Source organism: Pseudomonas akapageensis, from assembly GCF_011355085.1.
Classification (GTDB): domain Bacteria; phylum Pseudomonadota; class Gammaproteobacteria; order Pseudomonadales; family Pseudomonadaceae; genus Aquipseudomonas; species Aquipseudomonas akapageensis.
In genome coordinates, this window is record NZ_VXCP01000016.1 from 19251 (window position 1) to 43955 (window position 24705).

A 24705-nucleotide genomic window follows, 5' to 3' on the forward strand; every position below is an offset into this window, starting at 1 on the left:
AGAATATGCCGCGACCGTCTGACACTGTGACGTGTCCCTCTATCTAAATTTGCCGGTTTTGTTACTTTCACGCAGGATGCGCAGCGAAATCGCATTTGCTGACCGGGATTTGAGCGGTATGGGTATTATTGAAAATCATTCGTCTCGATGATTTTTCATGGGCCATCCCGATGCCAAACCGCCACTGACTATGAAGATGTCCTAAGGAGCAAGCTTGTCCACGCCTGTTGAACCCTTGCGTTTGCTGCTTCTGGCCGATGAGCCCGAGTGGACGGCGGTATTGCGCGAGTGCCTGGTTCCATTGGCGGGAGCGGCGGTGCTGATCAGTGCCCCGAACTGGGAAGCGGTCAGCAATCTGTTCGCAGCGGACCGCTCGGCTGTTCTGCTGACCACCCCTGAGCTGCAACCGGCGCCAGGTCGTTGTGATCTGCCGATGGTGATGCTGCTCGAGCAGGAGCCGGTCCAGGTTCCGCTTGGCGTCAGCGACTGGCTGGTGCGCGAATCCCTGAACGTCGATACCTTGCGCCGCTGCCTGCGGCATGTGCGTGAGCGTGGGGTGCTGGAGACGACCTTGCAGCGCCTGGCCGAACAGGACCCTCTGACCGGCATTGCCAACAGGCAGGGCTTCCAGACCTTGCTGACCGCGCGCCTGGCCGAGCACGAAGGGCGCGGCGTGGCGCTCGGTCACCTCGACCTGGACAACTTTCGCCATGCCAATGACGCATTGGGCCACCAGGCCGGAGATCGGCTGATTCTGCAAGTGGTGGGGCGTTTGAAGGGTGAGCTCGAGGCCGGGGACCAGTTGGCGCGCCTGGGCAGCGACGAGTTTGCCCTGCTGATCGACACCCTGCGTGATTCGCAACGGGCCGAGCGATTGGCCGAGCGAATTACCGAGGCCATGGCCGAACCCTATTGGATCGATGGCGAAAGCCTGCTGATCGGCTGCAGCCTGGGCGTGGCCCATGCACGGACTCAGGGCGGCGCCGATCCCTTGATGTGGCACGCACACATCGCCATGCAACAGGCCAAGAGCACTCAGGGCTGCACCTTTCACATCTTCAATGAGCGCATCAATCGTCATGCGCGCAGCCTCGCCGACCTCGAAAGCGAGCTGCGCCGGGCCCTGCGCCGCGATGAGCTGGAGCTGCATTATCAGCCCCGGATGAACCTGAAAGACGGCCAGATCGTCGGCCTCGAGGCGTTGGTGCGCTGGCGACACAACGAGCGCGGCTTGCTGCCGCCAAGTGAGTTCGTGCCGCTGGCCGAGCAGAGCGGCCTGATCGTGCCGCTGGGCTATTGGGTGATCTCCCGCGCCTTGCGCGATATGCAGGCGCTGCGCGAGCAGGGGCTGCCGGCGCTGCACATGGCGGTCAATCTGTCGTTCCGGCAGTTTCAGGACAGCCAGTTGCTGACGACCTTGAGCCGATTGATCGTCGAGCATGGTGTCGATGCCCAGTGGCTGGAGTTCGAACTGACCGAAACCGCAGTGATGCGCCGCAATGACCTGGTCAAACAGACCATGGACGCTCTCGGGCGCCTGGGCGTGCGTTTTTCCCTCGACGATTTCGGCACCGGGTTCTCTTCGTTCGTGCACCTCAACAGCCTGCCGATCACCTTGCTCAAGGTCGACCGCAGCTTTGTCGGTGGCATGGAGCCACGCGACGAAAATCGCAAGCTGGTGCATGCCATGATCAACCTGGCGCACAACCTCAACCTGGAGGTGGTCGCCGAAGGGGTGGAAACGCCGGAGCAGTTGGCCTTGTTGCGCAGTTTCGGGTGTGATCAGGTGCAGGGGTATCTGATCAGCAAGCCGCTGCCGTTGGCGCAGCTGGTGGATTTTTTGATGCTCGGGATGTCGCAGCAGGCTGTGCAGACTGCGGGTTGATTTTGAAGGGCCTTTGGCCCTTATCGCTGGCAAGCCAGCTCCCACAGGGGGGTTGCGGCGCACACCAATTCTCTGTGGGAGCGGGCTTGCCCGCGATCAGCCGTTACGCGGACTCCGGTGTAACACGGAGAGCTCCGACCAACGTTCCCCCAATCATCCGCCTCATCCGCCATTCAAACGCCAGCGTCAACCCGACCGCCGCGCAAGCCAGCCCCAGTGCCAATCCCCACCAAATCCCGACCGCACCGCCCTCGAGGTTGAACGCCATGAACCAGGCCGCGGGTGCGCCGATCAGCCAGTAGCAGCCCAACCCGACCAGGAAGGTGGTCTTGGCATCCTTGAGCCCGCGTATGGCGCCCATGGCGATGGTCTGGGTGCCATCGAACAGCTCGAACCAGGCCGCCACTGCCAACAGCTTTACAGCCAGTTGAATGACGTCGTGGAATTTCGGATCGTGCTGGTTCAGGAACAGGCCGACCAATTCGTTTGGAGCGAACCAGAACAACACGGCAAACGCCAGCATGGTCGCGGCCCCGAAGCCGATGCCTATCCGTCCGGCCCGTCGCGCGGCGATCAGATGACCGCCGCCGTAGTGCTGGCCAATGCGCATGGTCACTGCATAGGACAGCCCGGCAGGGATCATGAAGGCCACCGAGACGATCTGCAGGGCAATTTGATGCGCACCCAGCTGGGTGCTGCCCATGTTGCCCATGCACAGCGCGGCGAAGGCGAACAGGCCGACCTCCACGGCATAGGTGCCGCCAATGGGCAGGCCGAGGCGCCACAGTTCACGCAAAGCCGGCATGCAGGGGCGGGACAAGCCCCGACGAATAGGGTAGGCCGCGTAGGCGTGATGGCGGCGGATGTGCCAGGCCAACAGCAGCGCCATGCAGTTGGCGACAATGGCCGTCACCAGGCCGATGCCCACCAGGCCCAGTTTGGGCAGGCCGAACAGGCCTTCGATCAGCGCATAGTTGAGCAAGAAGTTGGCAACGGTCCCGCCCAGGCTGATGACCATGATCGGGCTGGTACGTCCCAATGCGCTGGTAAAGCCACGCAAGGCCATGAAGCTCAGGTAGCCGGGCAGGGCCAATGGCAGCAGCAACAGGAACTGACCGGCAGCTTCGACGTTGCCGGGTGTCTGCCCCAGCATGAGCAAGAGGGGGGAGAGGTTCCACAATGTCAGGGCGGCGACCCCGGCCATGATCCAGGACAGCCACAAACCTGCCTGGGTCAAACGCGTGGCGCCGACGACATCGCCTGCGCCCTTGCGAATGGACACCAGCGTGCCGACCGCAGCGATCACGCCAAGACAAAAGATCGATACAAACGAGTAACTGGCCGCGCCCAAACCGCCACCGGCCAGGGCCTCGGGACTGATGCGAGCCATCATCATGGTGTCGGTCAGTACCATCAGCATGTGCGCCAGCTGGGAGGCAATCAGCGGCCCGGCCAACCGCAGAAGGGCCCAGAGTTCGCTACGTGCTGCAGAGTGCATGAGATTTAGGCTCGCTTGGAAACCGTTGTTGGAGCGTGGATTTTCGGGGTTTGCGGGCATTTGCACAAAAGGATAAAAACGATTGCTCGCATGAGTAAAACTCATGGTAGTAAAATTTCCCTCATCAAAAGAGGAAAGGTCCCTCATGTCCCGTCGACTACCGCCCCTGTATGCCCTCAGAGCATTCGAGGCTGCTGCCAGGCACAGCTCGTTTACCCGCGCTGCCGAAGAGCTATCGATTACCCAAAGTGCGGTCAGTCGGCATATCCGTACGCTCGAAGAGCACTTTGCCTGTCGACTGTTTCAGCGCAATGGCCGCAATCTGCAGTTGAGCGAGGCCGCGCGCCTGTTGTTGCCGGGCGTGCGCGAAGGCTTTGCCGCGCTGGAGCGGGCTTGCAGTACCCTGCGCAGCGACGATGACATCCTACGCATGAAAGCGCCTTCGACACTGACCATGCGCTGGCTGTTGGCGCGCCTGAGCCGCTTTCGTCATCTGCAGGCCGGCAACGAGGTGCAGCTCACCAGTGCCTGGATGGATGTCGATAATGTCGATTTCAATCACGAGCCCTTCGACTGTGCGGTTTTGCTCAGCGATGGCCACTTCCCGCCGGACTGGGAGGCGACATTGCTGTTTCCTGAGCTGCTGATACCGGTGGGCGCCCCCAATCTGCTCAACGACCAGCCCTGGGATGTGGAAAGGCTCGCCAGCACCGAATTGTTGCACCCGACGCCGGACCGGCGCGACTGGCGCAGTTGGCTGGAACGCATGAATCTCTCGGAGCAGGTCTCGCTCAAGGGCGGGCAGGTTTTCGATACGCTGGAGCTGGGCATGATCGCGGCTGCGCGAGGCTACGGGGTATCGATGGGCGATTTGTTGATGGTGGCCGAGGATGTGGCCAGTGGGCGCCTGAGCCTGCCTTGGCCCACCGCCGTGGCCAGCGGCCTGGACTACTACCTGGTCTGGCCGCGGACGCGCCCGGGCGGTGAGCGCCTGCGGCGATTGAGTGTTTTTCTGCAGGGTGAGGTTCAGGCCATGCAGTTGCCGCAGGTTACGACGCTACGCTGAGCCGGTGAGTTACGCCAGGTCGGGCAGGCCCAGCGCGGCCGCACAGATTTGCAAGGAGCGCCGTTGCGTCTCGGCATACAGCGCCAGCTCATCCAGCACCGGGCGCCCGAGTGCCTGTTGGAACGCCGCCTGATTGGCGTTGTTGCCATAGTGGCTTTGCGCATCATCGCCCAGGTTCGACTGGAAGATCCCGGCAGCGCTGACCGGCAGGAAATCCTCGTAAACCAGTGCCTCAAAACGCACATGGCCTGCCTCGATCAATGCCGGCAGTGATGCAGGCCGGGTTTCGTCACCGCGGGCGGCCAGGCCTTTGTCGGTAGCGAAATAGCGAAAGTAGGCCAGGCCTTGCTCACGCATCTGGGCAAGGTCGTCGGGAAAGGCTTCGAACCGCTCCGCCAGCAGTGCCATGTAGCGCGTAGCGTTGGCCTCGGCAGGTACGCCGCCGAGTGCATCGCGGGCCTCGTTGAGGAGTTGGTCATACAGCGCCCGGCCCTTGGCTGTCAGCGCGGCGCCGCGCTGCTCGATCTCACCGAAACGCGCGGTGTGGCTGCCGTCGGCGTCGTTGCGCTGATCGGTGAAGGCGACCTTTTCCTGAAGCGCCTTGAAGCTGGTCTGGCGCAGCAGTATGGGGTTTTTGCGCGGTGGCGGCCCTTCGATTACGGCCTTGGGCGGGATGCCCTTGGCCGGCATGCTGGCCTGGATCGCGTCGATGTCCAGGGTGCGCGGGGTCAAGTGATTGATATGGGGGCCCTTGAAGGCCACGACATCGGCGATCAGTCGATGCTGGTCATGCAGTTGTCGATATTCATCGCGGGTGACCGTCGCCTGGCCGTGCCAGCGGAAGGTTTCCAGGGCTTGTTCGACGAAGTCGGCGGCATCCCGTTCGTTCAGGCCGCCTTGTTGTTCGCATTGTTCGATCAGTTGCATGGCGCGCGGGGTAAAGATCTGCCGCTTGGCCAGAATCGTCCGGGCCAGTTCTCGCAATGCCGGGTTGTCGATCAGCTCCAGGCGCAGCAACGAGGTGAACACGCGAAACGGACTGACTTGCAGGGCCTGCTCATGGATGGCGCGAAATGCTGTGGAGTGCACCGGTACACCGGCGGGCGTCAGGTCGTAATAGCCCACTGGTTGCATGCCCATGACCGCAAACAGGCGGCCGATGGTGGCCAGCTCTGCGGCGGTGCCTACGCGAATGGCGCCATGGCGTTCCTGGTCCAGGCGCTGGATCTCGCCGGTCCGGTGCAGGGTTTCAGCAATCGCGGGGTACTGGTCCATGACACCCTGGTTGATCTCGCCGACCAGCTCCAGCAGGGTTCCGTACAACGGCACTTCCAGTTTGTACATCGTCGACATGGCTGCCGAGAACTGGGCGCGAATGCTGTCGGGGCTGACGAACTCTTGAGCGGGCATCGAGAAACTCCTGGCGGATGAACACCATTATGAAAGCGAGGAATGCCGGGGGCTTGCAAGCGAAAAAAAGTCGACGGGTTATTCCATATTTTCTGAATGTACCGCATGGGTCTGGGAGGAATCTGCGACTTCCTTCCGTATCCAGTCGACCAGGCTGCGAACCTTGGGGACTTCCGCCGAGTGCTCGGAAAAGGCCAGGAAGTGCGAGCCCGCGCTGCGCATGGCGTGATTCCAGGGAATGATCAACTTGCCTTCGGCCAGTTCGTTCTCGACCAGGTAACGCGGCACCAGGGCCACGCCGCAGCCGGCCTGGGCCGCGCTCAGGCACATGTAAAAGGTATCGAAGCGCGGGCCGTGGTAGCTGTGTTGCGAGTGCAGGCCCTGCTCGAGAAACCATTCATGCCAGGCTTCGGGCCGGGAGGTGCTTTGCAGCAATACTTTCTCGGCCAGGTCTTCCGCGCTCTTCAGTGGCTGACCTTGCAGCAGCTCAGGGGCGCAGACGGGAATCACATCTTCACCGAACAGCTCGATGCAGGTTGCTCCCGGCCACGTGCCCTGGCCGAAGAAGAACACCACGTCTGCCTTGGCTTGCAGCAAGGCGAACGGCTCCAGCTCATTGCGGATGTCGAGGTGGATATTCGGGTGTTTCTTGCCGAAGCCCTTGAGGTGGGGAATCAGCCAGCGCACGCCAAAGCTTGGCTGGGTGGCGACCTTGAGCACCTCGGTTTCTTCGCCATAGGACATGATGTAACGACTCGACATATCCACTTGGGTGAGAATCTTGTTCACCTCGGTGAGATACAGCGAGCCCGCCGGCGTCAATTGCAAGCGCCGCCGGATGCGCAAGAACAGATGATGGCGAAGCATCTCTTCCAGTTGCGCGACCTGCTTGCTCACCGCGCTCTGTGTCAGGTGCAGCTCTTCGGCGGCACGGGTGAAGCTCAAATGCCGGGCGGCGGCTTCGAAGCACTGCAGGGCGGCCATCGATGGCACCAGGCGTTTGGACATATTGATCTCGGTGTGCGGGGCTAAATCATTACCTGACGGAATGATGTGCTGAATAAAGGTCGTTTGTTGCGCCAGTGTGATCGGATTAATACTGATCCTTATCACTGATTTCAACCACTCATCAGATGCAGGAGAAGAAAATGGTTGATGGACTGCTTCAAAGCCTGGGTGTTCCGGCCAGCGCCTATACCCACGGCAACCATCCCGTTCACACCCCCATCGATGGCAGCGCGATTGCCGCGGTCACCCTCGAAGGCAAGGCTGAAGTACTGGGCAAGATCGACGTAGCCGAGAATGCCTTTCAGGCCTGGCGCAACGTGCCGGCGCCGCGTCGCGGTGAGTTGATTCGCTTGTTTGGCGAAGTCCTGCGCCAGCACAAGGCCCAGCTGGGTGAGCTGGTTTCCATCGAAGCCGGCAAGATCACCCAGGAAGGCCTGGGTGAAGTGCAGGAAATGATCGATATCTGCGACTTCGCGGTCGGTCTGTCACGCCAGCTCTATGGTTTGACCATCGCCTCGGAACGTCCGGGCCACCACATGCGTGAAACCTGGCACCCGCTGGGTGTCGTCGGGGTGATCAGTGCTTTCAACTTCCCGGTCGCGGTCTGGGCCTGGAACACGACTCTGGCCCTCGTTTGCGGCAACGCCGTGATCTGGAAGCCTTCGGAAAAAACACCGCTGACCGCCCTGGCCTGCCAGGCACTGTTCGAGAAAGCCTTGCAAGCTTTTGGCGATGCGCCACAAGGGCTGAGCCAATTGATCATCGGCGACCGTGACGCCGGCCAGGCCCTGGTTGATGACCCGCGCGTGCCCTTGATCAGCGCCACCGGCAGCACCCGCATGGGCCGCGAAGTAGGCCCTCGGGTAGCCGCGCGATTCGGTCGCAGCATTCTGGAACTGGGTGGCAACAACGCCATGATCCTGGCCCCGAGCGCCGATCTGGACCTGGCTGTGCGCGGCATTCTGTTCAGCGCCGTCGGTACGGCTGGCCAGCGTTGCACCACCCTGCGCCGTTTGATCGTGCATCGCTCGGTCAAGGATGAAGTGGTCGCTCGTGTCAAAGCCGCTTACGCCAAGGTGCGTATTGGTGATCCGCGTCAGGACAACCTGGTCGGGCCGCTGATCGACAAGCAGGCGTTCCAGGCCATGCAGGACGCCCTGGCCCGTGCCCGCGACGAAGGCGGCAGCGTGTTCGGCGGTGAGCGCCAGTTGCAGGACAAATATCCGAATGCCTACTACGTGGCCCCGGCCATTGTGGAAATGCCTGCCCAGAGCGCTGTGGTTTGCCATGAAACCTTCGCGCCGATCCTGTACGTGCTGACCTACGATTCGTTCGAGGAGGCCCTGCGCCTGAACAACGAAGTGCCGCAAGGTCTGTCTTCGTGCATCTTCACCACCGACCTGCGCGAAGCCGAGCGCTTCCAGAGTGCAGCGGGCAGTGACTGCGGCATCGCCAACGTCAACATCGGCACCAGCGGTGCGGAAATCGGTGGTGCTTTCGGTGGCGAAAAAGAAACGGGTGGTGGTCGCGAGTCGGGTTCCGATTCGTGGAAGGCTTACATGCGTCGGCAGACCAACACTGTGAACTATTCCCGTGAGTTGCCGTTGGCGCAGGGGATTGTGTTCGACTGAGGATCGGGTTGGCTTCATCGCGGGCTTGCCCGCGATGAAGGCGCCACCGTCGAAGCAGGCATACATACGGAGCCATCTGGGTCATGACTGAACTGCGTCAAGAATGTCTGTGGGAATACGTGACACCACAAGCGCCAACCGCCGTCGCGCTGGCCAGTGATGTCAAGGCGGATGTCTGCGTCATCGGTGGTGGTATCACCGGTTTGTCTGCCGCGATCCATCTGCTGGAACAGGGCAAACGCGTTGTCCTGCTCGAGGCCTGGCAATTGGGGCACGGCGGTTCAGGGCGTAACGTCGGGCTGGTCAACGCCGGCACCTGGATTCGCCCCGACGATGTCGAGGCTACCCTTGGCCAGCAGCGGGGCGGTCGCCTGAACAAGGTGCTGGGCGAGGCACCTGCCGAAGTCTTCGCCATGATCAAGAAGTACGACATCGACTGTCAGGCCCGCAACGAAGGCACGCTGCACATGGCGCACAACGCCACGGGCGTCGCCGACCTGCAAGCGCGCCACGAGCAATGGACCCGGCGCGGTGCCGATGTCGAAATGCTCAGCGGTGCACTCTGCCAGGAGTACTGCGGTACCGACAAAATTTCTACAGCCTTGCTCGACCGCCGTGCCGGGACCATCAACCCGATGGGCTATACCCTGGGTCTTGCGGCAGCCGTTACGCGGCTGGGTGGGCAAATCTATCAGCATTCTGCCGTACAAGGGCTGGAGCGCCAGGGCAGTGGCTGGCGGGTGAACACCGCCAAGGGATCGGTGAGTGCCGACAAGGTGGTGATTTCCACCGGTGCCTACACCGAAGGCGACTGGACCGACCTGCAGAAGCATTTCTTCCGTGGTTACTACTACCAGGTCGCATCGGCGCCCTTGACGGGGGCCGCAGCCGATAGCGTCCTCAAGCACGGCCAGGGCTCCTGGGACACGCGCACTGTCTTGAGCAGCATTCGTCGTGACAACCAGGGCCGTCTGCTGTTGGGCAGCATGGGGCGGGTGGATAACAAGCCGAGCTGGTTCATCCGTAGTTGGGCGGACCGGATCCAGAGCCACTATTTTCCGCAACTGGGGAAAGTCGACTGGGAAATGCACTGGACCGGTTGCATCGACTTCACACCTGATCACCTCATGCGTTTGTTCGAACCGGCGCCTGGCATTGTCGCCGTGACCGGCTATAACGGGCGCGGCAACACGACCGGCACGGTCATTGGCAAAGCCTTTGCCCAGTACCTGATCGAAGACAACCCCGATGGGCTGCCGATTCCGTTCTCCCCGATGAAACCGGTGGCGGCAGCGGCGTTGCGCGCCGGGCTCTACGAAACCGGCTTTTCCCTGTATCACGCAGGGCAGTGCCTGCGGGTAGTTCTCTAGCTCTTCTTGTGCAGCCAGTTCAGAAAGCCGCCTTTCTTGATTTCGACCGGCTTTCGCAACAACAGGGACTGGCTGGCTTGTTGGCGGAAGTGCTGTAGTTTGCTCAGTGCACTTTTCACTTCCGTGCGTTGCTCCAGGCAGTTGCGCACGGCATCCTTTTCGATGCGGAAGAGGATGCAGGCGGTCAGGGTGCGGAATTCGGCATTTGCGCTGTCGCCCTCGATGATGCCTTCTACGCCAAGAATTTCGCCCGGCCCCATGCGTCCGGCCTCGATCAGCCCGGTTCCGTCGGGAATGTTCGCGGAAACCACCCCCGTCCCGATCACCAGCAGGTAGTCCGAAACCTCGCCGACTTTCAGGATGACCTGGTCGGCAGGGTACTCGACCGATGTCATGCTTTGGCTAAGCGCATCTTTTTCTTCACGAGTCAGGGAACGAAAAATTTTCACGTCTTCGAGCAGGGCACGCGGGCGGGTCCAGGGCGCTTGCGACGCATCGGCGTTCCAGACTACTCCAGCGGCTTCGAGGTGGCGGTGGGCGAGGTCGAACATCAGGTTGCGCACTTCGGTCTTGCTGTCCATCGAGGCAATGAAACCGCTGGCCTCGTACTCCACGAATTCCTCGTTCGAGCTTTTCACCGACGCCCGGGACTGGGGTTGCGACAGCAGGGCAGTGCTGCCTTGCAGAGTTTTCTCCAGGGCATCGAGGACCCGCCGAGGCCGGACCTTTGCCGGTACTACAACACTGATCGACACGCCATGGACATTGCTTGGCCGGCTGAAATTGAGAATCTTGGCCTTGGCCGCCACCGAGTTGGGAATCACCGCCATGCTGCCCTGACCGGTCAGCAAATGCGTCGAACGCCAGTCGATATCGACCACCTTACCCTCGGTGCCGTCGATGGAGATTACATCGTCGACCTGGTAAGGCTTGGTGGTATTGAGCACGATGCCGGAAAACACATCGCTCAGAGTGCTTTGCAGGGCCAGACCGACAATGATCGCCATGGCCCCCGACGTCGCCAGCAGGCCCTTGACCGGCAGCTGCATGACATAGGCTGCCGCCGCGACGATGGCGATCAAGAAAATCACCGCGCCCATCACATCCTGCAACAAGCGCCCGGCATGCCCGGTGCGCGGGATCAATATCAGCCCCAGCACCACCGTCAGCGTGCGCGCCGCAAACAACCACCAGAAGATTTCCAGCACCGTGGCCAGCAGATTGTTCGAGACATCTTCGGGCCAGGGGGCGGGCTGCAGTGGACTCATGCCGGCATCGATCAAAACCCAGCTGAACAGCAGGAATGCGCCAAGCCTGGCAAAAATACGCCAGGACTTGCGTTCGGTCGGGATCGCCCGCCACACCAGCAGGTCGAGCACCAGTAAGGCTGCGCCGATCACTAAGGGGTGATTTTGAATAAATGTGAGCATGCCGTCCTCTGGTCCCGATCTGACGTCGAATCTGCTCAGAATCCCTGCAAATGTAGCCGGTTACAAGGAGGGATGCAGTGCATCCCTCCAGAGTTTGTCGCTTACAGCTTGTAGCCGTAGGACTTGATCACCGCAGCCGCTTTCGGGCCGCGCAGATACTCGACCAGGGCAGTGGCCGCAGGGTTGTCCTTGCCCTTGTTTAGTATCACGGCATCCTGCTTGATCGGGTCATGTAGCTGCTCGGGCACGATCCAGGCCGAGCCGCTGGTGATCTTGCCGTCCTTGTAGACCTGTGACAGCGCCACGAAACCGAGCTCGGCGTTGCCTGTGGAGACGAACTGCAAGGCTTGGGTGATGCTCTGCCCTTCGACCAATTTAGGCGCCAGTGCCGTGCTCAACTTGAGTTTGTCCATGACCTGAGTTGCAGCCAGGCCGTAGGGCGCAGCTTTCGGGTTGGCGATGGCGAGGTGCTTGAACTGGTTTTGCTTCAGCACATCACCTTTGGCATCGACATAGCCATCCTGTGCAGACCACAGCACAAGGGCGCCAGTGGCGTAGGTGAAGCGCGAGCCGACGACGCTGTCGCCTTCGCTCTCCAATTTTGCCGGCGTTGAATCATCGGCAGCGAGGAAAACCTCGAAGGGCGCGCCGTTCTTGATCTGGGTATAGAACTGCCCCGTGGCACCATAGGCGGCAACCAGCTTGTGGCCGGTGTCCTTTTCAAAGTCTGCGGCGATGGCCTGGATCGGCGCAGTGAAATTGGCGGCAACGGCCACTTGCACTTCGTTGGCCAGCGCGCTGGTGACCAATGCGAAACTGGCGAGCAGTGCGGCGAATAGTTTGGATGAGTGACGCATGGGCTGATTCCTTATTGTTGGTTTGAACAGGAGTGCGGATTTAAAGCAGCGGCAAGGTGTAGCTCAGGATCAGACGGTTCTCGTCCTGGTCACGCTGGGTCGGGGTGCCTGAACCGGAGGCTGGCAATTCACTGCGCAGCGAGGCGTTCTTCCAGGCCAGGCCCAGCCCCTTGAACGTGCCCGATTGGACGGTGTAGGCCAGGGAGATGTCGCGCTCCCATTCACTCTTGCCGCCGGCAGGCGTCTTGATGTCGTCGCCGCTCAGATAGACCGTGTTGAAGGTCAGGCCCGGGGCGCCGATGCTGGCGAAGTCAAAACCGTAGCGAAGCTGCCAGGTGTGTTCGCCGGCACGCTGGAACTTGCCGATCTGCGCATCGGTGATCAGATAGGCAGTCGAACCTTCGCCATCGCCGCGATTGAGGAAGGGGAAGTCACTGTCGCCATTGAGTACTTGATAGCCGGCGCCGAAGCTGTGACCGCTGACGACATAGGTGAACAGGCCGCTGTACGCGCGGTTGTCGACTTCGCCCTTGGTCACCCCGTTGCCGTAGTAGCCACTGCTGACAAAGCCCTCGGCGCGTCCGGCACTGTTGCCGTTCTTGCCGTCGGGACTGCTGTCGAAAGCGCGCAGGTCGGTTTTCAGGACGCCAGGGCCGATCGCCCAGTTGTGTAGCAGACCGAAGAAGTGCTGTTGGTAAAAGTTGTCGAGGTTGCCGTAGTAGTACTGCAGGGTCAGGTCTTTGGAGAGTTTGTAGTCGCCGCCGGCAAAGTAGAACTTGTTGCTGTCACGTGAACTGGCGCTGCTGCCATTGGCTCCGGCGATGGAAAGGCTGCGCTCGTCCGTGGAGTTACGCCCTCTCGAATGTTCCAACTGGCCGGCAACCAGGGAAAAATCCTTCAGGTCGGTGGAAGCAACCTGGCCGCCCTGAAACGTGACCGGCAGCAGGCGACCGTCGTTGCTGACCACCACGGGTAATTTTGGCTGCAGGGTGCCATAGCGAAATTCGGTGTTGGAGACCTTGGCCTTGGCTGTCAGGCCAAGGCTGCTGAACTCATTCACCGCAGAGCCGTCGCTGTCCAGCGGGAACACCGTACCTGGGGTACGCTCGACGCCCGGCTTGCCGACTTTGCCGCCGCTGTCCAGGCGTACGCCGAGCAGGCCTAGCGCGTCCACACCGAAGCCGACGGGGCCCTGGGTGAACCCTGAGGCGTAGTTGAAGATGAAACCCTGGCCCCATTCTTCTTGCTTGCTCGGTGAAGCGGTGCCATTACGGTTGTCGGTGTTGATGTAGAAGTTGCGCAAGGTCAGATTGGCCTTGCTGTCTTCGATAAAGCCTTGCGCGCCGGCCTGCTGGGCGATTGCGGTCAAGGCAATTGCCAAGTGCAGAGGGTGCTTTTTCATTGTCTTACTCCATGGTGTTTCTTCTTTTTTGTCCTGGCGACGGGCTCCCATTTCTGCTGGCGGACCTTTCGCTATGTACTTTTGTATATAGCGATAGGCGTAAGAAGCGGCAGAAATGGTTGGACGGCGTGCATCCTTAAAGAAGCTGACTTTAAAGTCAAGTATTCCATGGTGTCTTTGTCGTGCCGCGAGGGTTATTGGCTTGAAGGCCGATACTGCAATGCCTCCGCCAAGTGACCCCGCCCAATCGCCTCGACCCGTTCCAGATCCGCCAGCGTTCGGGCCACTTTCAATAAGCGATGCGCTGCACGCAGTGACAAGGTCAAGCGCTCGCAGGCTATCTCGAGCCATTTCTCGTCTTCTGTGGATAACCGGCAGTGCTGGCGCAGGCCGGGCAGGTCGAGAAAGGCATTGGCACAACCCTGCCGCTTGAGTTGTCGCTCCCGTGCTTCGGCGACGCGAGCGGCTGCATCGGTGCTGTTATCACCTCCGGGTTTGCCTGGATTCAATGCGGTGGCTTCACGGGCGACGGTCAAATGCAGGTCGATGCGATCGAGCAAGGGGCCGGAGAGTTTGTTGCGATAGCGTTGGATCTGGTCGCTGCTGCAGCGACAACGACCGCTGGGTTCGCCGAGATATCCACAGGGGCAGGGGTTCATCGCTGCGACCAATTGGAAGCGCGCCGGAAAACGCACCTTGTCGCGGGCACGGGCGATGACGATCTCGCCGGACTCCAGCGGTTCGCGCAAGACTTCCAGTACTCTGCGATCGAACTCGGGTAATTCATCGAGGAAAAGCACGCCGTGATGGGCCAGGGTGATTTCGCCTGGCTGCGGACGGCTGCCGCCACCCACCAGCGCGGCACCGGAAGCGGAATGGTGGGGATGGCGAAACGGACGCTGAGGCCAGCTGTTCAAAGGCACATGGCTGGCAACCGACTGAATGGCGGCGACTTCCAGGGCTTCACGTTCGTCCAATGGTGGCAGCAGGCCGGGCAGGCGGCTGGCGAGGAGGGTTTTGCCGGTGCCCGGCGGGCCGCTGAAAAGCAGGTTGTGCGCCCCCGCGGCGGCGACGAGCAAGGCTCGCTTGGCGGCGAGTTGCCCCTGGACTTCACTGAGGTCCGGGTAGGGTTTGCTGATCAGCATAAGGCCCTCTGACTTGTACGGGCCGAGCGGCTCCTGACCGTTTAAATGTGCGACCAGTTGCAGCAGATGTTCGACCGCAAATACTTTCAGCCCTGAGGCCAGGCAGGCTTCTTCGGCATTCTCGCGAGGCACCACCAGTGCGCGGCCGGCATCGCGGGCGGCAAGGGCGGCAGGCAAGACGCCCTGGACCGGTCGCAGGGCACCGGAGAGCGCCAGTTCGCCCAGGCATTCGACGTCTTGCAGCGCCACCGCTGGAATCTGCCCACTGGCTGCGAGTATGCCCAGGGCGATGGCCAGGTCGAAGCGGCCACCGTCCTTGGGCAGGTCGGCGGGGGCGAGGTTGAGGGTGATGCGCCGGGCGGGGAAGTCCAGGCGCGAGTTCAGGATCGCGCTACGGACCCGGTCCTTGCTTTCCTTGACCGTGGCTTCGGGCAAGCCGACCAGCGTGAGCGCTGGCAAGCCATTGGCCAGGTGAGCCTCGACCGTGACGGCCGGGGCCACCACGCCGACCTGGGCGCGGCTGTGGACGATGGCAAGGGACATGATCGCTCCATGATGACATGAGGGCCGCATCCTGCGGCCTTGCAAGCATAGTGGAGCGTGAATGACGGGGAGTCGGGTTTTGTGCGTCCTGGTGTTGCGCGCCAGGTCTACTGGCTGCTCATATGCGCTCCGAGCCGCGAGCGCAGCCAGCGTTCGGCGGGGTCGGTATCCATGACGCTGAGCCAGACCATGGACAGGTCCATGGTTGGTGTCTCAAAAGGCGTGGAGTACATCAGCCTCGAAGATCGTAAACGCAGAATAACCATGGAAAGTGACCAACTAATATTGGCTCTTTCCATGGAGAAGATACTTGTCGGGCTTGGTGGTTAAATTATTTTTGAAAACAAAATTTCGTTTGTTTTCCCATCTCGTATATCAATTCGTTGCGGCTGGATGTAAACGTAACGGTCTTTCTGGTCCGCTCCGTTTACGCGTTTACGCTGAATACTTTGGACAAAACCATAAACATCCACTTTGGCGGTATTGCGCGCCGCCTCTATTTTTCTTGCGACTTGCTCATCGTCGACCTTGATGAAAGTGTTATTTGTGGTGTTGAATAAACCAACATAGTAGTCTAGCGGCGTGAAAGAGAGAGCGGCGTCTGACGGCGCGCCTTTTAAGTCATTGTCATCAGGCGTGTTTTGTTTGTCGTCCTTGGACAAACTAACTTTGTCACTGAAAAATGCCTCGCTAACCTTAAACCCTTTTAGGGTGAAGTCGTATGGTCTAAGTTTAATAGTATCGCTATCAAAAGATATTTTCACAAGCTGTACATTTTTGTAAGGCTCAGAAATAGAGTTCACAACGGCTGCCATTTCTTTAGCGATGTCGGCTTTTTTAAAGCTGTCAGAGGTTTGATCTCTCTTTTGTTCTAAGGCGAAAAGTTTGCGGTCGATACCGTCGTAATTAAGTCTCACCGCGCTGCTGTCCGCGATGTCGTCTGGGGTTTCCTCCCAGTTGCGTCGGGCGTTATAAATTTTGAACGCGACCATTATTTTGCCGATGTCAGTATAATTGCTATCTTCGCTGATGCCCGGATTAGTAAACTCAACACTGCGTGGTTTATTAGCATCTATTCGAGCCTGACGCTCCGCTTCTTGCTTGGCTTTTTGCTCAGGCGTCGGGTTGTATACTTCATCCGCCTTTTTCTGCGCTGCAGTTCTTGTATCAGGCTTAGCCGCGCTTTTCTCATCGCCACAACCTGAAAGCAGCACGGTGCTAAACGCCACGGTAAGTGCGAGCGTTATGCTGCACAAAGAACTTGAATTTCGGATTTTCATTTTTCGGCTAGATCCAGGGTGGTAATAGTATTGTTAGTGCTTTGATAAAGACGGCTCAGATGCTATGAGCACTCAGTATTTTTGTCAGGGTGCTAATGCAGAGCATTGGATGTCAACTGGCGGGTCTATCAGTGATTTGACATTAACTCAGAGCAGTTAATGTCATTGAGGATCTATCTATTTCATGCGGGTATAGATTATTCGGCCCATTGGTATTTCTTGCACAAGGCGGTCGCCATTTTCTTCTATTTTTAATTGCGCTAGCGCCATGCCTTTTTCGTCTCTGGCGATAACTACGTCATTTTCTTTGGCCCATTCGCTGACCGCAATTTTGTTTCCGTTGGCTATAATATGGCTGCTGCTAAATACAGCTTTTCCGCTGGCTACTTTCACACCCATCATCATTGTATCTGATTTAAACTCGCCCTTGATGGCGTTACTGTCTCCGCATCCGGATATAGCTAAAATAACAGTGATGGCTAATAGTGCTCGAAATTTCATTGTCGCGATTGCCTTTTTTTTAGCTGTCATACGGGGGTGATGTTCGCCTACCCCCGTGCCGAAGTAACTATCGGTGTGGTTTAATGAATTAAGCGATTAGAACCATGGCTTTGCAGAGTTGACATAGATTTTTTCAAAGTCTTCGTCGGACTTTGTTAAATAAATAATGAACTCTACAAAAGCAATAATTCCTATGATCATTGACGGAACACCGAGAAGTATGAAGCCGAAAATGAACAGCAGAAACATTATTATGCCTTGCTTGTTGTAACCAAGGAAAAACTTATGCGCCCCAAATGCGCCAAGAAATAGTGCGAGTAATGCGGCAGTTATTTTTTTTGAACTGCTTCCTGATGTGCCGGGCTCTTGGTAGATCGTTTCCGCAACTCCGTTGTTTGCCGAAAAGTCTACTTTTATACCATTTTTTGGCAGGGTGCTGCTCTTCCATTGCGCAACATCAAAAGTGTAGCGTTGTCCGTCATCTGCGGTAATGATGCCAGTGCGGCTTACACCATTGAAGTCCAGGATTGTTCCTTTCATGCAGTACTTCCTTCTACTGTTGTATATTGACGCGGGGGTGTTTAATTAGATCGACAATTGGATTTGGCGAGCAAGCACTAGAAATCTGAAGCTATATCTTCTTGCGCGAACTATTGGTCGCCGCTGAAGAGTTGTGGCTTTTGTCTTTATTAAGTCCGAGGTGCCATGCAGCTGGCGTTGCGCGTAAGCGCAAGTGGGGGCGTTTACGGGGAAGTGTTCGTCGGATAGCGTCTGATGCTTACGATCTAACAAGGGTAGGTCGGCCGCATGGGGCTGGGTATCTATGAGACTCATCCTTTGATTTGATAGTGGCAAAATGCCGCAAAACTTCCTGTTTTGCTGATTTCACCACAGAGATAGTGGCACTTCAATAGCGCCCGCAAAAAATCACTTTTTGAAGGCAGTCCTGCTCTGGCATCTCGCTGAGTCGGGATGAAGTCCATTGCTTAGGAGTGCTGAGTTGGTAATGAGCAGGTTTTGCGCCCCTGCGGCGGCCGCGAGCTGACCTTGGACTTCGCTGAGGTCCGGGTAGGGTTTGCTGAGTTGCTAGCTAAGTTGTCCGGTCACTCATGTGCGCTTCGAGCCGCGAGCGCAACCAGCGTTCGGCGGGGTCGGTATCCATGACGCTGAGCCAGACCATGGACAGGTCCATGGTCGGGGTCTCGAATGGCAAGGGCTCGGCGAACAGATGCCCGGATGCGGCCATGGCATCGGCGGTGTAATCGGGCAGAGCCACCAGCAGATCAGTGCCGGCAAGCAGGGCGGGCAGGGCACTGAACTGCGGGACCGAGAGCACCACATGGCGCTTGCGGCCCATTTCGTTCAGCCATTCATCGAGCACCCCGATGGTGTTGGCTGAATGCGACACCTGTACGTGCGGTCGTGAACAGAGTTCATCCAGGGTCAGAGGGCTGTCAGAAACGTCGGCGCGTAAAACCCGAGGGTAGATGTGCCGCAACAGCTTGCGCTTGGCGTTGGCCGGCAGGCCACGGGTCTGGCTGATGCCGACGGTGATGTCGCCGGCGGCGAGCAAATCCGGGATGCGCCAGTGATCCACATGCTGGACCACGAACACAACGTGCGGCGCTTCTTCGCGCAGGACGCGGAGCAAGGGCGGCAATAAACCAAATTCGACGTCATCGGACAGGCCTATGCGAAACGTCATGGTGCTGATTTTCGGGTCGAAATCGTGGGTGAGGCTCAGTGCAACGGACATGGCGTCCAGTGCCGGCGAGAGATGCCGGATCAGCTCTTCGGCCCTGGCGGTGGGCTCCATGCGGTGGCCGACACGGATCAACAATGGGTCGTTGAACATGGATCGCAGGCGATTGAGTGCCGAGCTGATGGTCGGTTGGCCGAGAAACAGCTTTTCCGCCGCCCGAGTTACGTTGCGTTCCTGCATCAGGGTTTCGAAGACCACCATCAGGTTGATGTCGGCCTTGCGCAATTCATTGCGATTCATCGGTAGATGCCCCACGCCATCAGTGGCTTGTATAAGGCAGTTTAGGAAGGCGCGTGGAGCGCCGTCCAGAGGATGTTGCGATGAGTCGGTTTATTCGGTGGGCGGCGTCAGGCGCGCTTCAAGTTCGGCGACTTTGGCTTCCAGGCTTTCCAGGCGGGCACGTGTGCGGGCCAGAACGACCATCTGGCTGTCGAATTCTTCACGGCTGACCAGGTCAAGTTTGCTGAAACCGCTTTGCAGGAGGGCCTTGAACTGGCTTTCCAGTTCAGCCCGAGGCTGTGCGGTGTCGCCGCTGAACAAGCGCGAGGCGTGGTCGCTCAGGGCATCGAGAAAGGCTTTGGGCGCGAGCATGATGAAGTATCCAGTATCAGGTGGGCGCCAGTGTACCACGCGCTTTCCGGGGGCTTGAGGCTATGCTGCATTGCACGCTTTTCGCGCATCTGGACGAGCGGTAGCGCACCGTTGTTGTGCGCAATGGCACGGCTGGCGCGCCGGCCCTGTAGCCATCAATAGCCAAGTCTCTGTAATCACTGAATTTATTGGATATGGCAAGGTTTCTGCTAAGACTCATGTGACACATGCACTGTTGTAGTCGTTGCGACTGACACTGTGTGCAGGAGGAGCGGGAAGCGATTAGACAGGAGCAGTGTCTGGCGTCGGTCGGGGGATGCAAGATCGACGAGGCGTTACAAAGCCAGGCGCTGCGCTTAGACTTGGGCTGGGTTTGTTTTCCTGGGGCAAGTCCACCAATTCGGGAGAGAGTTTCATGAAGCTAGTCACTGCCATCATCAAGCCGTTCAAGCTGGACGACGTGCGCGAGTCACTGTCCGAAATCGGCGTGCAGGGCATTACCGTTACCGAAGTCAAAGGCTTCGGTCGGCAGAAGGGCCATACCGAGCTGTACCGTGGCGCAGAGTACGTGGTCGATTTCCTGCCAAAGGTGAAAATCGACGTCGCCATCGACGACAAGGATCTGGATCGGGTCATCGAGGCGATCACCAAGGCGGCCAATACCGGCAAGATCGGTGACGGCAAGATTTTTGTAGTCAATCTGGAACAGGCTATTCGCATCCGTACCGGCGAAACCGATACCGACGCAATCTAAGCCGCCAAACCCAACGCCCCAGGAGAAAACAATTATGACTCTGCGTCGTTTCGCAGGGCTAGGAGCCCTTTTGTCCCTGATAATGCCTGGCCTGGCCATGGCAGAAGAGGCGGCAGCCCCAGTTCTCAACTCCGGCGACACCGCCTGGATGATGACTTCGACAGCCCTGGTGCTGTTCATGACCATTCCCGGACTCGCCTTGTTCTACGGCGGCATGGTGCGTTCCAAGAACGTGCTGTCGGTGATGATGCAGTGTTTCGCAATCACCGGTCTGATCAGCCTGCTGTGGGTTATCTACGGCTACAGCATGGCGTTCGATACCACTGGCATGGAACAGGGTGTCGTCAATTTCAATTCCTTCGTCGGCGGTCTCTCGAAAGCCTTCCTCCACGGTGTGACCCCTGCCAGCATGACCTCGGCAACCGCACTGTTCCCGGAAGCGGTGTTCGTCACTTTCCAGATGACCTTCGCGATCATTACCCCGGCACTCATCGTCGGTGCCTTCGCAGAACGCATGAAGTTCTCCGCGATGCTGATTTTCATGGGCATCTGGTTCACCGTGGTCTATGCGCCGATTGCACATATGGTCTGGTCCGGCAACGGTGGCCTGCTGTGGGATTGGGGCGTTCTCGACTTCGCCGGCGGCACCGTGGTGCACATCAACGCTGGTGTGGCCGGCCTGGTTTCCTGCCTGGTACTGGGTAAGCGTAAAGGTTACCCGAACACGCCAATGGCGCCGCACAACCTGGGTTACACCCTGATGGGCGCGGCCATGCTCTGGATCGGCTGGTTCGGCTTCAATGCCGGTTCCGCCGCCGCTGCCAACGGCACTGCCGGCATGGCCATGCTGGTGACGCAGATCGCCACTGCCGCGGCTGCCATGGGCTGGATGCTCGCCGAGTGGCTGACCCACGGCAAACCCAGTGCCCTGGGCATCGCTTCGGGTGTCGTCGCCGGTCTGGTTGCCATTACCCCGGCAGCAGGTACCGTGGGCCCGATGGGGGCTGTGGTGATCGGTCTGTTGGCCGGCGTGATCTGCTACTTCTGCGCCACCAGCCTCAAGCGCAAGCTTGGCTATGACGATTCCCTGGATGCCTTCGGCGTACACGGTATCGGCGGTATCGTGGGTGCGATTCTCACGGGTGTGTTCGCCGCGCCTGCCTTGGGCGGATTTGGCACCGTCACCGACATCGCGGCACAAGTCTGGATTCAGGTCAAAGGTGTCGGCTTCACCGTGATTTATACGGCGATCGCTACCTTCGTCATCCTCAAGGTTCTGGATGCAATCATGGGCCTGCGGATCAATGAAGAAGAGGAGGCTGTTGGCCTCGACCTGGCGCAACACAATGAGCGTGGTTACAACATGTAATCGCGGCGAAAAAAATGCCCGGCTTGCCGGGCATTTTTTTGTCTGGCGTTTGTCATTTGTGTACTACGCAAACGGTTTCTTCGAGCCGTTCGCGGGAGTGTCGGTTCTGTAGGAAAATGTGGGACGAACACTTACAGCCTACAGAGAAACTTAGCCCCTTTGCTTTTTCCCTCAGCGCGCTAGAATGCGCCCGTCAGCTGCTGACGACCTGCCTGCACACTTGGAGTCCAGTTTGCTAGGCTGTCAATTGAGCTTGCCGAAAACGAGCGGACGATTGGCGTTGAGTAGCTGGCAGGATGTTTATTTGGGCGAGCACCACGATCATGGTGCTCGCAAGGCCCTCGCCCTGTGTAAGGCGAAGGTACTCAAGCCGCTGGTTACCAGTGGATGTTGAATTTTCCCTGGCGGCCTTCGACAGATGGCGTAGCTGGGCTATAACTAATCTGCTTTTCGCAAGTCATGAGGTAGAACATGAGCGACGATGATCTGGAAAACGATGACCTCGAAGTAGGTGATGACGACGAAACCGAAGAAGGTCTTGAAGCGGCCGCTGAAGATGTCGCGGAAGATGATGGCGGTGATGCACCTGTCCCTACTGCCAAGGGCAAGGCCAAAGCTGCGGTCTCGGTCGACGAACTGCCCAGCATAGAAGCCAAGAACAAAGAGCGTGACGCCCTGGCCAAGGCGATGGAAGAGTTCCTCGCACGTGGTGGCAAAGTGCAGGAGGTCGAGGCGAATGTGGTGGCCGATCCACCCAAGAAGCCTGACAACAAATACGGCAGTCGCCCTATTTGACTGTCCGCATGCCATGAAAAAGCCCGCCGTCGCTGCGGGCTTTTTCATGGGCGTTTCAATGTGGTATCAAGCCCAGCGCGAAAGAATCCCGGGCAGCTGCTTCAGGCTCTGAATCTCCGCATCCGGGGCGCGCTCGGCTTGCCAGGGCTTGCCCTGCGGGTTGAACCAGATCGCCCGCATGCCCGCCTGCTGGGCGCCGGCGATATCGTCGCCAGGGTGATCACCGATATGTACTGCAGTGCTGGCGTCCGCCTGGCCGCGGCTGAGGGCTTCATGGAACAGTTCGGGGGCGGGTTTGCCGACGCCGAGGTCCTCGGCGCAAAGGGTGAATTTGAAGTAATCGGCCAGGCCCAGGCGGCGCACATCGGCATTGCCATTGGTGAGCACACCCAGGGTGTAGTGCTGGCACAGGATTTCCAGCATCGGCTGGACCTCGGGGAAAATCTCGATTTGATGGCGGGCGTGGAGGAACACCTCGAAGCCCTTGTCGGCCAGCGCTTGCGCCTTGACCTGGGCGTACCCGGCATCTTCCAGGGCATGGAACAGCACCTTGCGGCGTAGTGCACTGATCCGGTGTTTCAAGCCCGGCTCGGCCTGCACCAGTCGCTCGCGAATCGCATAAAGATGCTCGACCGGCACCGGCCCAAGGTTGGGGGCGTTTTCAGCCAGCCAGTCACGCAGGACGGCTTCGGCACTGACGATGACCGGGGCGGTATCCCACAGCGTGTCATCGAGGTCGAAGGTGATCAGCTTGATGGTCATGTATCACTGCCCTTGCTGCGTTTGGCTCGAGGATGAGCACTATCGTATACCGTTGCCAGGTGCTGGAAGTCCAGGTGGGTATAAATCTGGGTAGTGGCGATGTCGGCATGGCCGAGCATTTCCTGAACTGCACGCAGGTCCTGTGACGACTCCAGCATGTGACTGGCGAATGAGTGCCGCAGCATGTGCGGATGCAGGTTCTGCCCCAGCTCGCGCTCGCCGGCGGCGCGTACCCGCAGCTGGATCGCACGTGGCCCGAGGCGACGGCCCTTCTGGCTGACGAAGACGGCATCATCCGGGGGATTGCTCATGGCCCTCAGCGGTAGCCACAGCTCCAGGGCTTCACGGGCCTTGCGGCCGATCGGCAATACGCGAGTCTTGCTGCCTTTGCCGTGCACTTGAACCAGGCCGTCGGCCAGGTCGAGTTGCTCCAGGTTGAGCCCGGTCAGCTCGCTCAGGCGCAGGCCGGATGAATAGAACAGTTCGAGGATGGCCTGATCGCGGTGCGCCAGAAAGTCATCTTCGACAGCACCGTCGAGCAACTGCAACGCTCGATCGGTATCCAGGGTTTTCGGCAGGCGCCGCTCGCCCTTGGGTGGGCTCAGGCCATTGGCTGGGTCGTGACTGCAAAGGCCTTCGCGATTGAGATAACGATAGAAGCCGCGAACGGCCGACAGCAGGCGGGCCAGGCTGCGCGAGGATTGGCCCTGCTGATGCAGGCGAGCGACCAGGCGCCGCAGGTGCTGGATATCCAGAGCGTTCCAGCTGTCCACCCGCTCCTTGGCGCAGAAGGCGAGTACTTTGTTCAGGTCGCGCCGATAGGCTTCCAGAGTGTGCGCCGAGACTTGACGCTCACTGCGCAGGTGAGCGCAGAAAGCCTCCAGATGCGCCTCCACGACTAGCGAACCGAGCGCAGGGTATTGGTGAAACGTGGCACGATACGCCCGAGGACTTCGGCAATGTAAGTGAGGAACAAGGTGCCGACCGAGCTCTTGTAGTGCTGCGGGTCGCGGCTGCCGATTGCCAATACGCCATGCAGGCCTTGATGAGTCAGGGCGACCACGGCGCTGGAGCCGACTTCCTTGCGCTGTTCTTCGCCGAAGAGAAAGTCCAGTTCATGGTCGCGCAGGGTGCCACTGACGGTCTTGCCGCCCGAGAGCAGTCCGCCGATGGCTTGCTGGGCTTCGCTGCTGTTGACCCAGCGGCCCACCGGGGTGGCGGTTTCGCTGAACAGGATCAGGCTCACGAAGGGTACCTGGAATTCCTGGCGCAGGCTGTCTTCGACGGCGATCACCACTTCATCCAGGCTGGTGGCATCGAGCAGGTCGAGGATCAGGCGGCGAGTTTTGTCGAACAGGCGATCGTTGTCCCGTGCCACATCCATCAGTTGCGAGAGCCGATGGCGCATCTCGATGTTGCGCTCGCGCAGCAGTTTCAGCTGGCGTTCGACCAGCGAGATGGTGTCGCCACGCTGGTGTGGAATGCGCAGTTCGACGAGCACGTCTTCATGCTCGACGAAGAACTCGGGGTGAGCGCGCAAATATTCGGCAACCGCTTGGGCCTCAAGTGCAGGCGTCAAGCTTTCTGAGGGTTGCTCGCTGGGCTTATCGGCTGGAGCCTGAGGCTTGTCAGTCATTGGTTTTGCT

Annotated in this window: 22 protein-coding genes and 2 pseudogenes; 8 read left to right on the forward strand and 16 right to left on the reverse strand. The window is 59.3% G+C overall.

The window, feature by feature from the left end; genetic code table 11:
- Positions 1-214 precede the first annotated feature (214 nt).
- Entirely contained in the window at positions 215-1885 is a 1671-nt protein-coding gene (locus F2S13_RS11990) for a putative bifunctional diguanylate cyclase/phosphodiesterase (protein WP_166360946.1), read from the forward strand.
- A gap of 103 nt (positions 1886-1988) precedes the next feature.
- On the opposite strand, the gene F2S13_RS11995 is transcribed toward F2S13_RS11990, so the two are convergent.
- Entirely contained in the window at positions 1989-3383 is a 1395-nt protein-coding gene (locus tag F2S13_RS11995) for a NorM family multidrug efflux MATE transporter (protein ID WP_166360948.1), read from the reverse strand.
- A gap of 145 nt (positions 3384-3528) precedes the next feature.
- Between F2S13_RS11995 and F2S13_RS12000 the strand changes: the two genes are divergently transcribed.
- A complete protein-coding gene (locus F2S13_RS12000) occupies positions 3529-4449 on the forward strand; it encodes a LysR substrate-binding domain-containing protein (protein WP_166360950.1) in 921 nt (306 codons plus the stop codon).
- Between the two features lie 9 nt (positions 4450-4458).
- On the opposite strand, the gene hglS is transcribed toward F2S13_RS12000, so the two are convergent.
- Both hglS and F2S13_RS12010 read right to left on the reverse strand, forming a co-directional pair.
- Complete coding sequence (gene hglS / locus F2S13_RS12005; RefSeq protein ID WP_166360952.1) at positions 4459-5859, reverse strand: 2-oxoadipate dioxygenase/decarboxylase HglS; 1401 nt, start codon at positions 5857-5859, stop codon at positions 4459-4461.
- Between the two features lie 78 nt (positions 5860-5937).
- Entirely contained in the window at positions 5938-6867 is a 930-nt protein-coding gene (locus tag F2S13_RS12010; RefSeq protein ID WP_166360954.1) for a LysR family transcriptional regulator, read from the reverse strand.
- Positions 6868-7007: 140 nt separating this feature from the next.
- Here F2S13_RS12010 and amaB point away from each other — a divergent pair, with 140 nt between their 5' ends.
- Positions 7008-8498 carry an L-piperidine-6-carboxylate dehydrogenase gene (gene amaB / locus F2S13_RS12015; protein ID WP_166360956.1) on the forward strand — a complete coding sequence of 497 codons (1491 nt, stop codon included), beginning with the start codon at positions 7008-7010 and terminating at the stop codon, positions 8496-8498.
- Between the two features lie 83 nt (positions 8499-8581).
- Positions 8582-9868: an L-pipecolate oxidase gene (gene amaA, locus F2S13_RS12020; protein WP_166360958.1), complete on the forward strand. Its 1287-nt coding sequence runs from the start codon at positions 8582-8584 to the stop codon at positions 9866-9868.
- Here the strand turns inward: amaA and F2S13_RS12025 are convergent.
- The 10 genes and pseudogenes from F2S13_RS12025 to F2S13_RS12070 form a co-directional block, all read right to left on the reverse strand.
- Positions 9865-11298, reverse strand: a complete 1434-nt coding sequence (locus F2S13_RS12025; RefSeq protein WP_166360960.1) for a mechanosensitive ion channel family protein — start codon at positions 11296-11298, stop codon at positions 9865-9867. The genes amaA and F2S13_RS12025 overlap by 4 nt on opposite strands.
- 101 nt (positions 11299-11399) lie before the next feature.
- Positions 11400-12155: a molybdate ABC transporter substrate-binding protein gene (gene modA, locus F2S13_RS12030; RefSeq protein WP_166360962.1), complete on the reverse strand. Its 756-nt coding sequence runs from the start codon at positions 12153-12155 to the stop codon at positions 11400-11402.
- 40 nt (positions 12156-12195) lie between these two features.
- On the reverse strand, positions 12196-13557 hold the full coding sequence (locus F2S13_RS12035) for an OprD family porin (protein WP_166360964.1): 1362 nt from the start codon (positions 13555-13557) through the stop codon (positions 12196-12198).
- 194 nt (positions 13558-13751) lie between these two features.
- A complete protein-coding gene (locus F2S13_RS12040; RefSeq protein WP_166360966.1) occupies positions 13752-15245 on the reverse strand; it encodes a YifB family Mg chelatase-like AAA ATPase in 1494 nt (497 codons plus the stop codon).
- Positions 15246-15352: 107 nt separating this feature from the next.
- Positions 15353-15466, reverse strand: a pseudogene (locus F2S13_RS29405) (LysR family transcriptional regulator); the annotation flags it as partial.
- 105 nt (positions 15467-15571) lie between these two features.
- A complete protein-coding gene (locus F2S13_RS12050; protein ID WP_166360968.1) occupies positions 15572-16525 on the reverse strand; it encodes a hypothetical protein in 954 nt (317 codons plus the stop codon).
- A gap of 177 nt (positions 16526-16702) precedes the next feature.
- Entirely contained in the window at positions 16703-17056 is a 354-nt protein-coding gene (locus F2S13_RS12055; protein WP_218583903.1) for a hypothetical protein, read from the reverse strand.
- 66 nt (positions 17057-17122) lie between these two features.
- Entirely contained in the window at positions 17123-17566 is a 444-nt protein-coding gene (locus F2S13_RS12060; protein ID WP_166360971.1) for a TM2 domain-containing protein, read from the reverse strand.
- 550 nt (positions 17567-18116) lie between these two features.
- Positions 18117-19028 carry a LysR family transcriptional regulator gene (locus tag F2S13_RS12065; protein ID WP_166360973.1) on the reverse strand — a complete coding sequence of 304 codons (912 nt, stop codon included), beginning with the start codon at positions 19026-19028 and terminating at the stop codon, positions 18117-18119.
- Between the two features lie 90 nt (positions 19029-19118).
- Positions 19119-19379, reverse strand: coding sequence for an accessory factor UbiK family protein (locus tag F2S13_RS12070; protein ID WP_166360975.1), 261 nt, complete (start codon positions 19377-19379; stop codon positions 19119-19121).
- 415 nt (positions 19380-19794) lie between these two features.
- Here F2S13_RS12070 and glnK point away from each other — a divergent pair, with 415 nt between their 5' ends.
- The 4 genes and pseudogenes from glnK to sutA all read left to right on the forward strand — a co-directional run bounded on the left by glnK (position 19795) and on the right by sutA (position 22297).
- Positions 19795-20133, forward strand: a complete 339-nt coding sequence (gene glnK / locus F2S13_RS12075) for a P-II family nitrogen regulator (protein ID WP_002555808.1) — start codon at positions 19795-19797, stop codon at positions 20131-20133.
- A gap of 34 nt (positions 20134-20167) precedes the next feature.
- Complete coding sequence (locus F2S13_RS12080) at positions 20168-21502, forward strand: ammonium transporter (RefSeq protein WP_166360977.1); 1335 nt, start codon at positions 20168-20170, stop codon at positions 21500-21502.
- 202 nt (positions 21503-21704) lie between these two features.
- Positions 21705-21896, forward strand: a pseudogene (locus F2S13_RS12085) (YjbQ family protein); the annotation flags it as partial.
- A gap of 77 nt (positions 21897-21973) precedes the next feature.
- Positions 21974-22297: a transcriptional regulator SutA gene (gene sutA, locus F2S13_RS12090; RefSeq protein WP_166360981.1), complete on the forward strand. Its 324-nt coding sequence runs from the start codon at positions 21974-21976 to the stop codon at positions 22295-22297.
- A 66-nt stretch (positions 22298-22363) separates the two neighbouring features.
- Here sutA and F2S13_RS12095 read toward each other — a convergent pair whose 3' ends face one another.
- From F2S13_RS12095 to F2S13_RS12105, 3 genes are read right to left on the reverse strand one after another with little or no spacing between them, the layout of a single operon-like run.
- Positions 22364-23059 (reverse strand): HAD family hydrolase, encoded by a 696-nt coding sequence (locus F2S13_RS12095; RefSeq protein WP_166360983.1) that lies wholly within the window; start codon positions 23057-23059, stop codon positions 22364-22366.
- Positions 23056-23955, reverse strand: a complete 900-nt coding sequence (gene xerC, locus F2S13_RS12100) for a tyrosine recombinase XerC (RefSeq protein WP_166360985.1) — start codon at positions 23953-23955, stop codon at positions 23056-23058. The genes F2S13_RS12095 and xerC overlap by 4 nt, the downstream gene beginning before the upstream one ends.
- 2 nt (positions 23956-23957) lie before the next feature.
- Positions 23958-24695, reverse strand: coding sequence for a DUF484 family protein (locus tag F2S13_RS12105; RefSeq protein WP_166360987.1), 738 nt, complete (start codon positions 24693-24695; stop codon positions 23958-23960).
- Positions 24696-24705 lie beyond the last annotated feature (10 nt).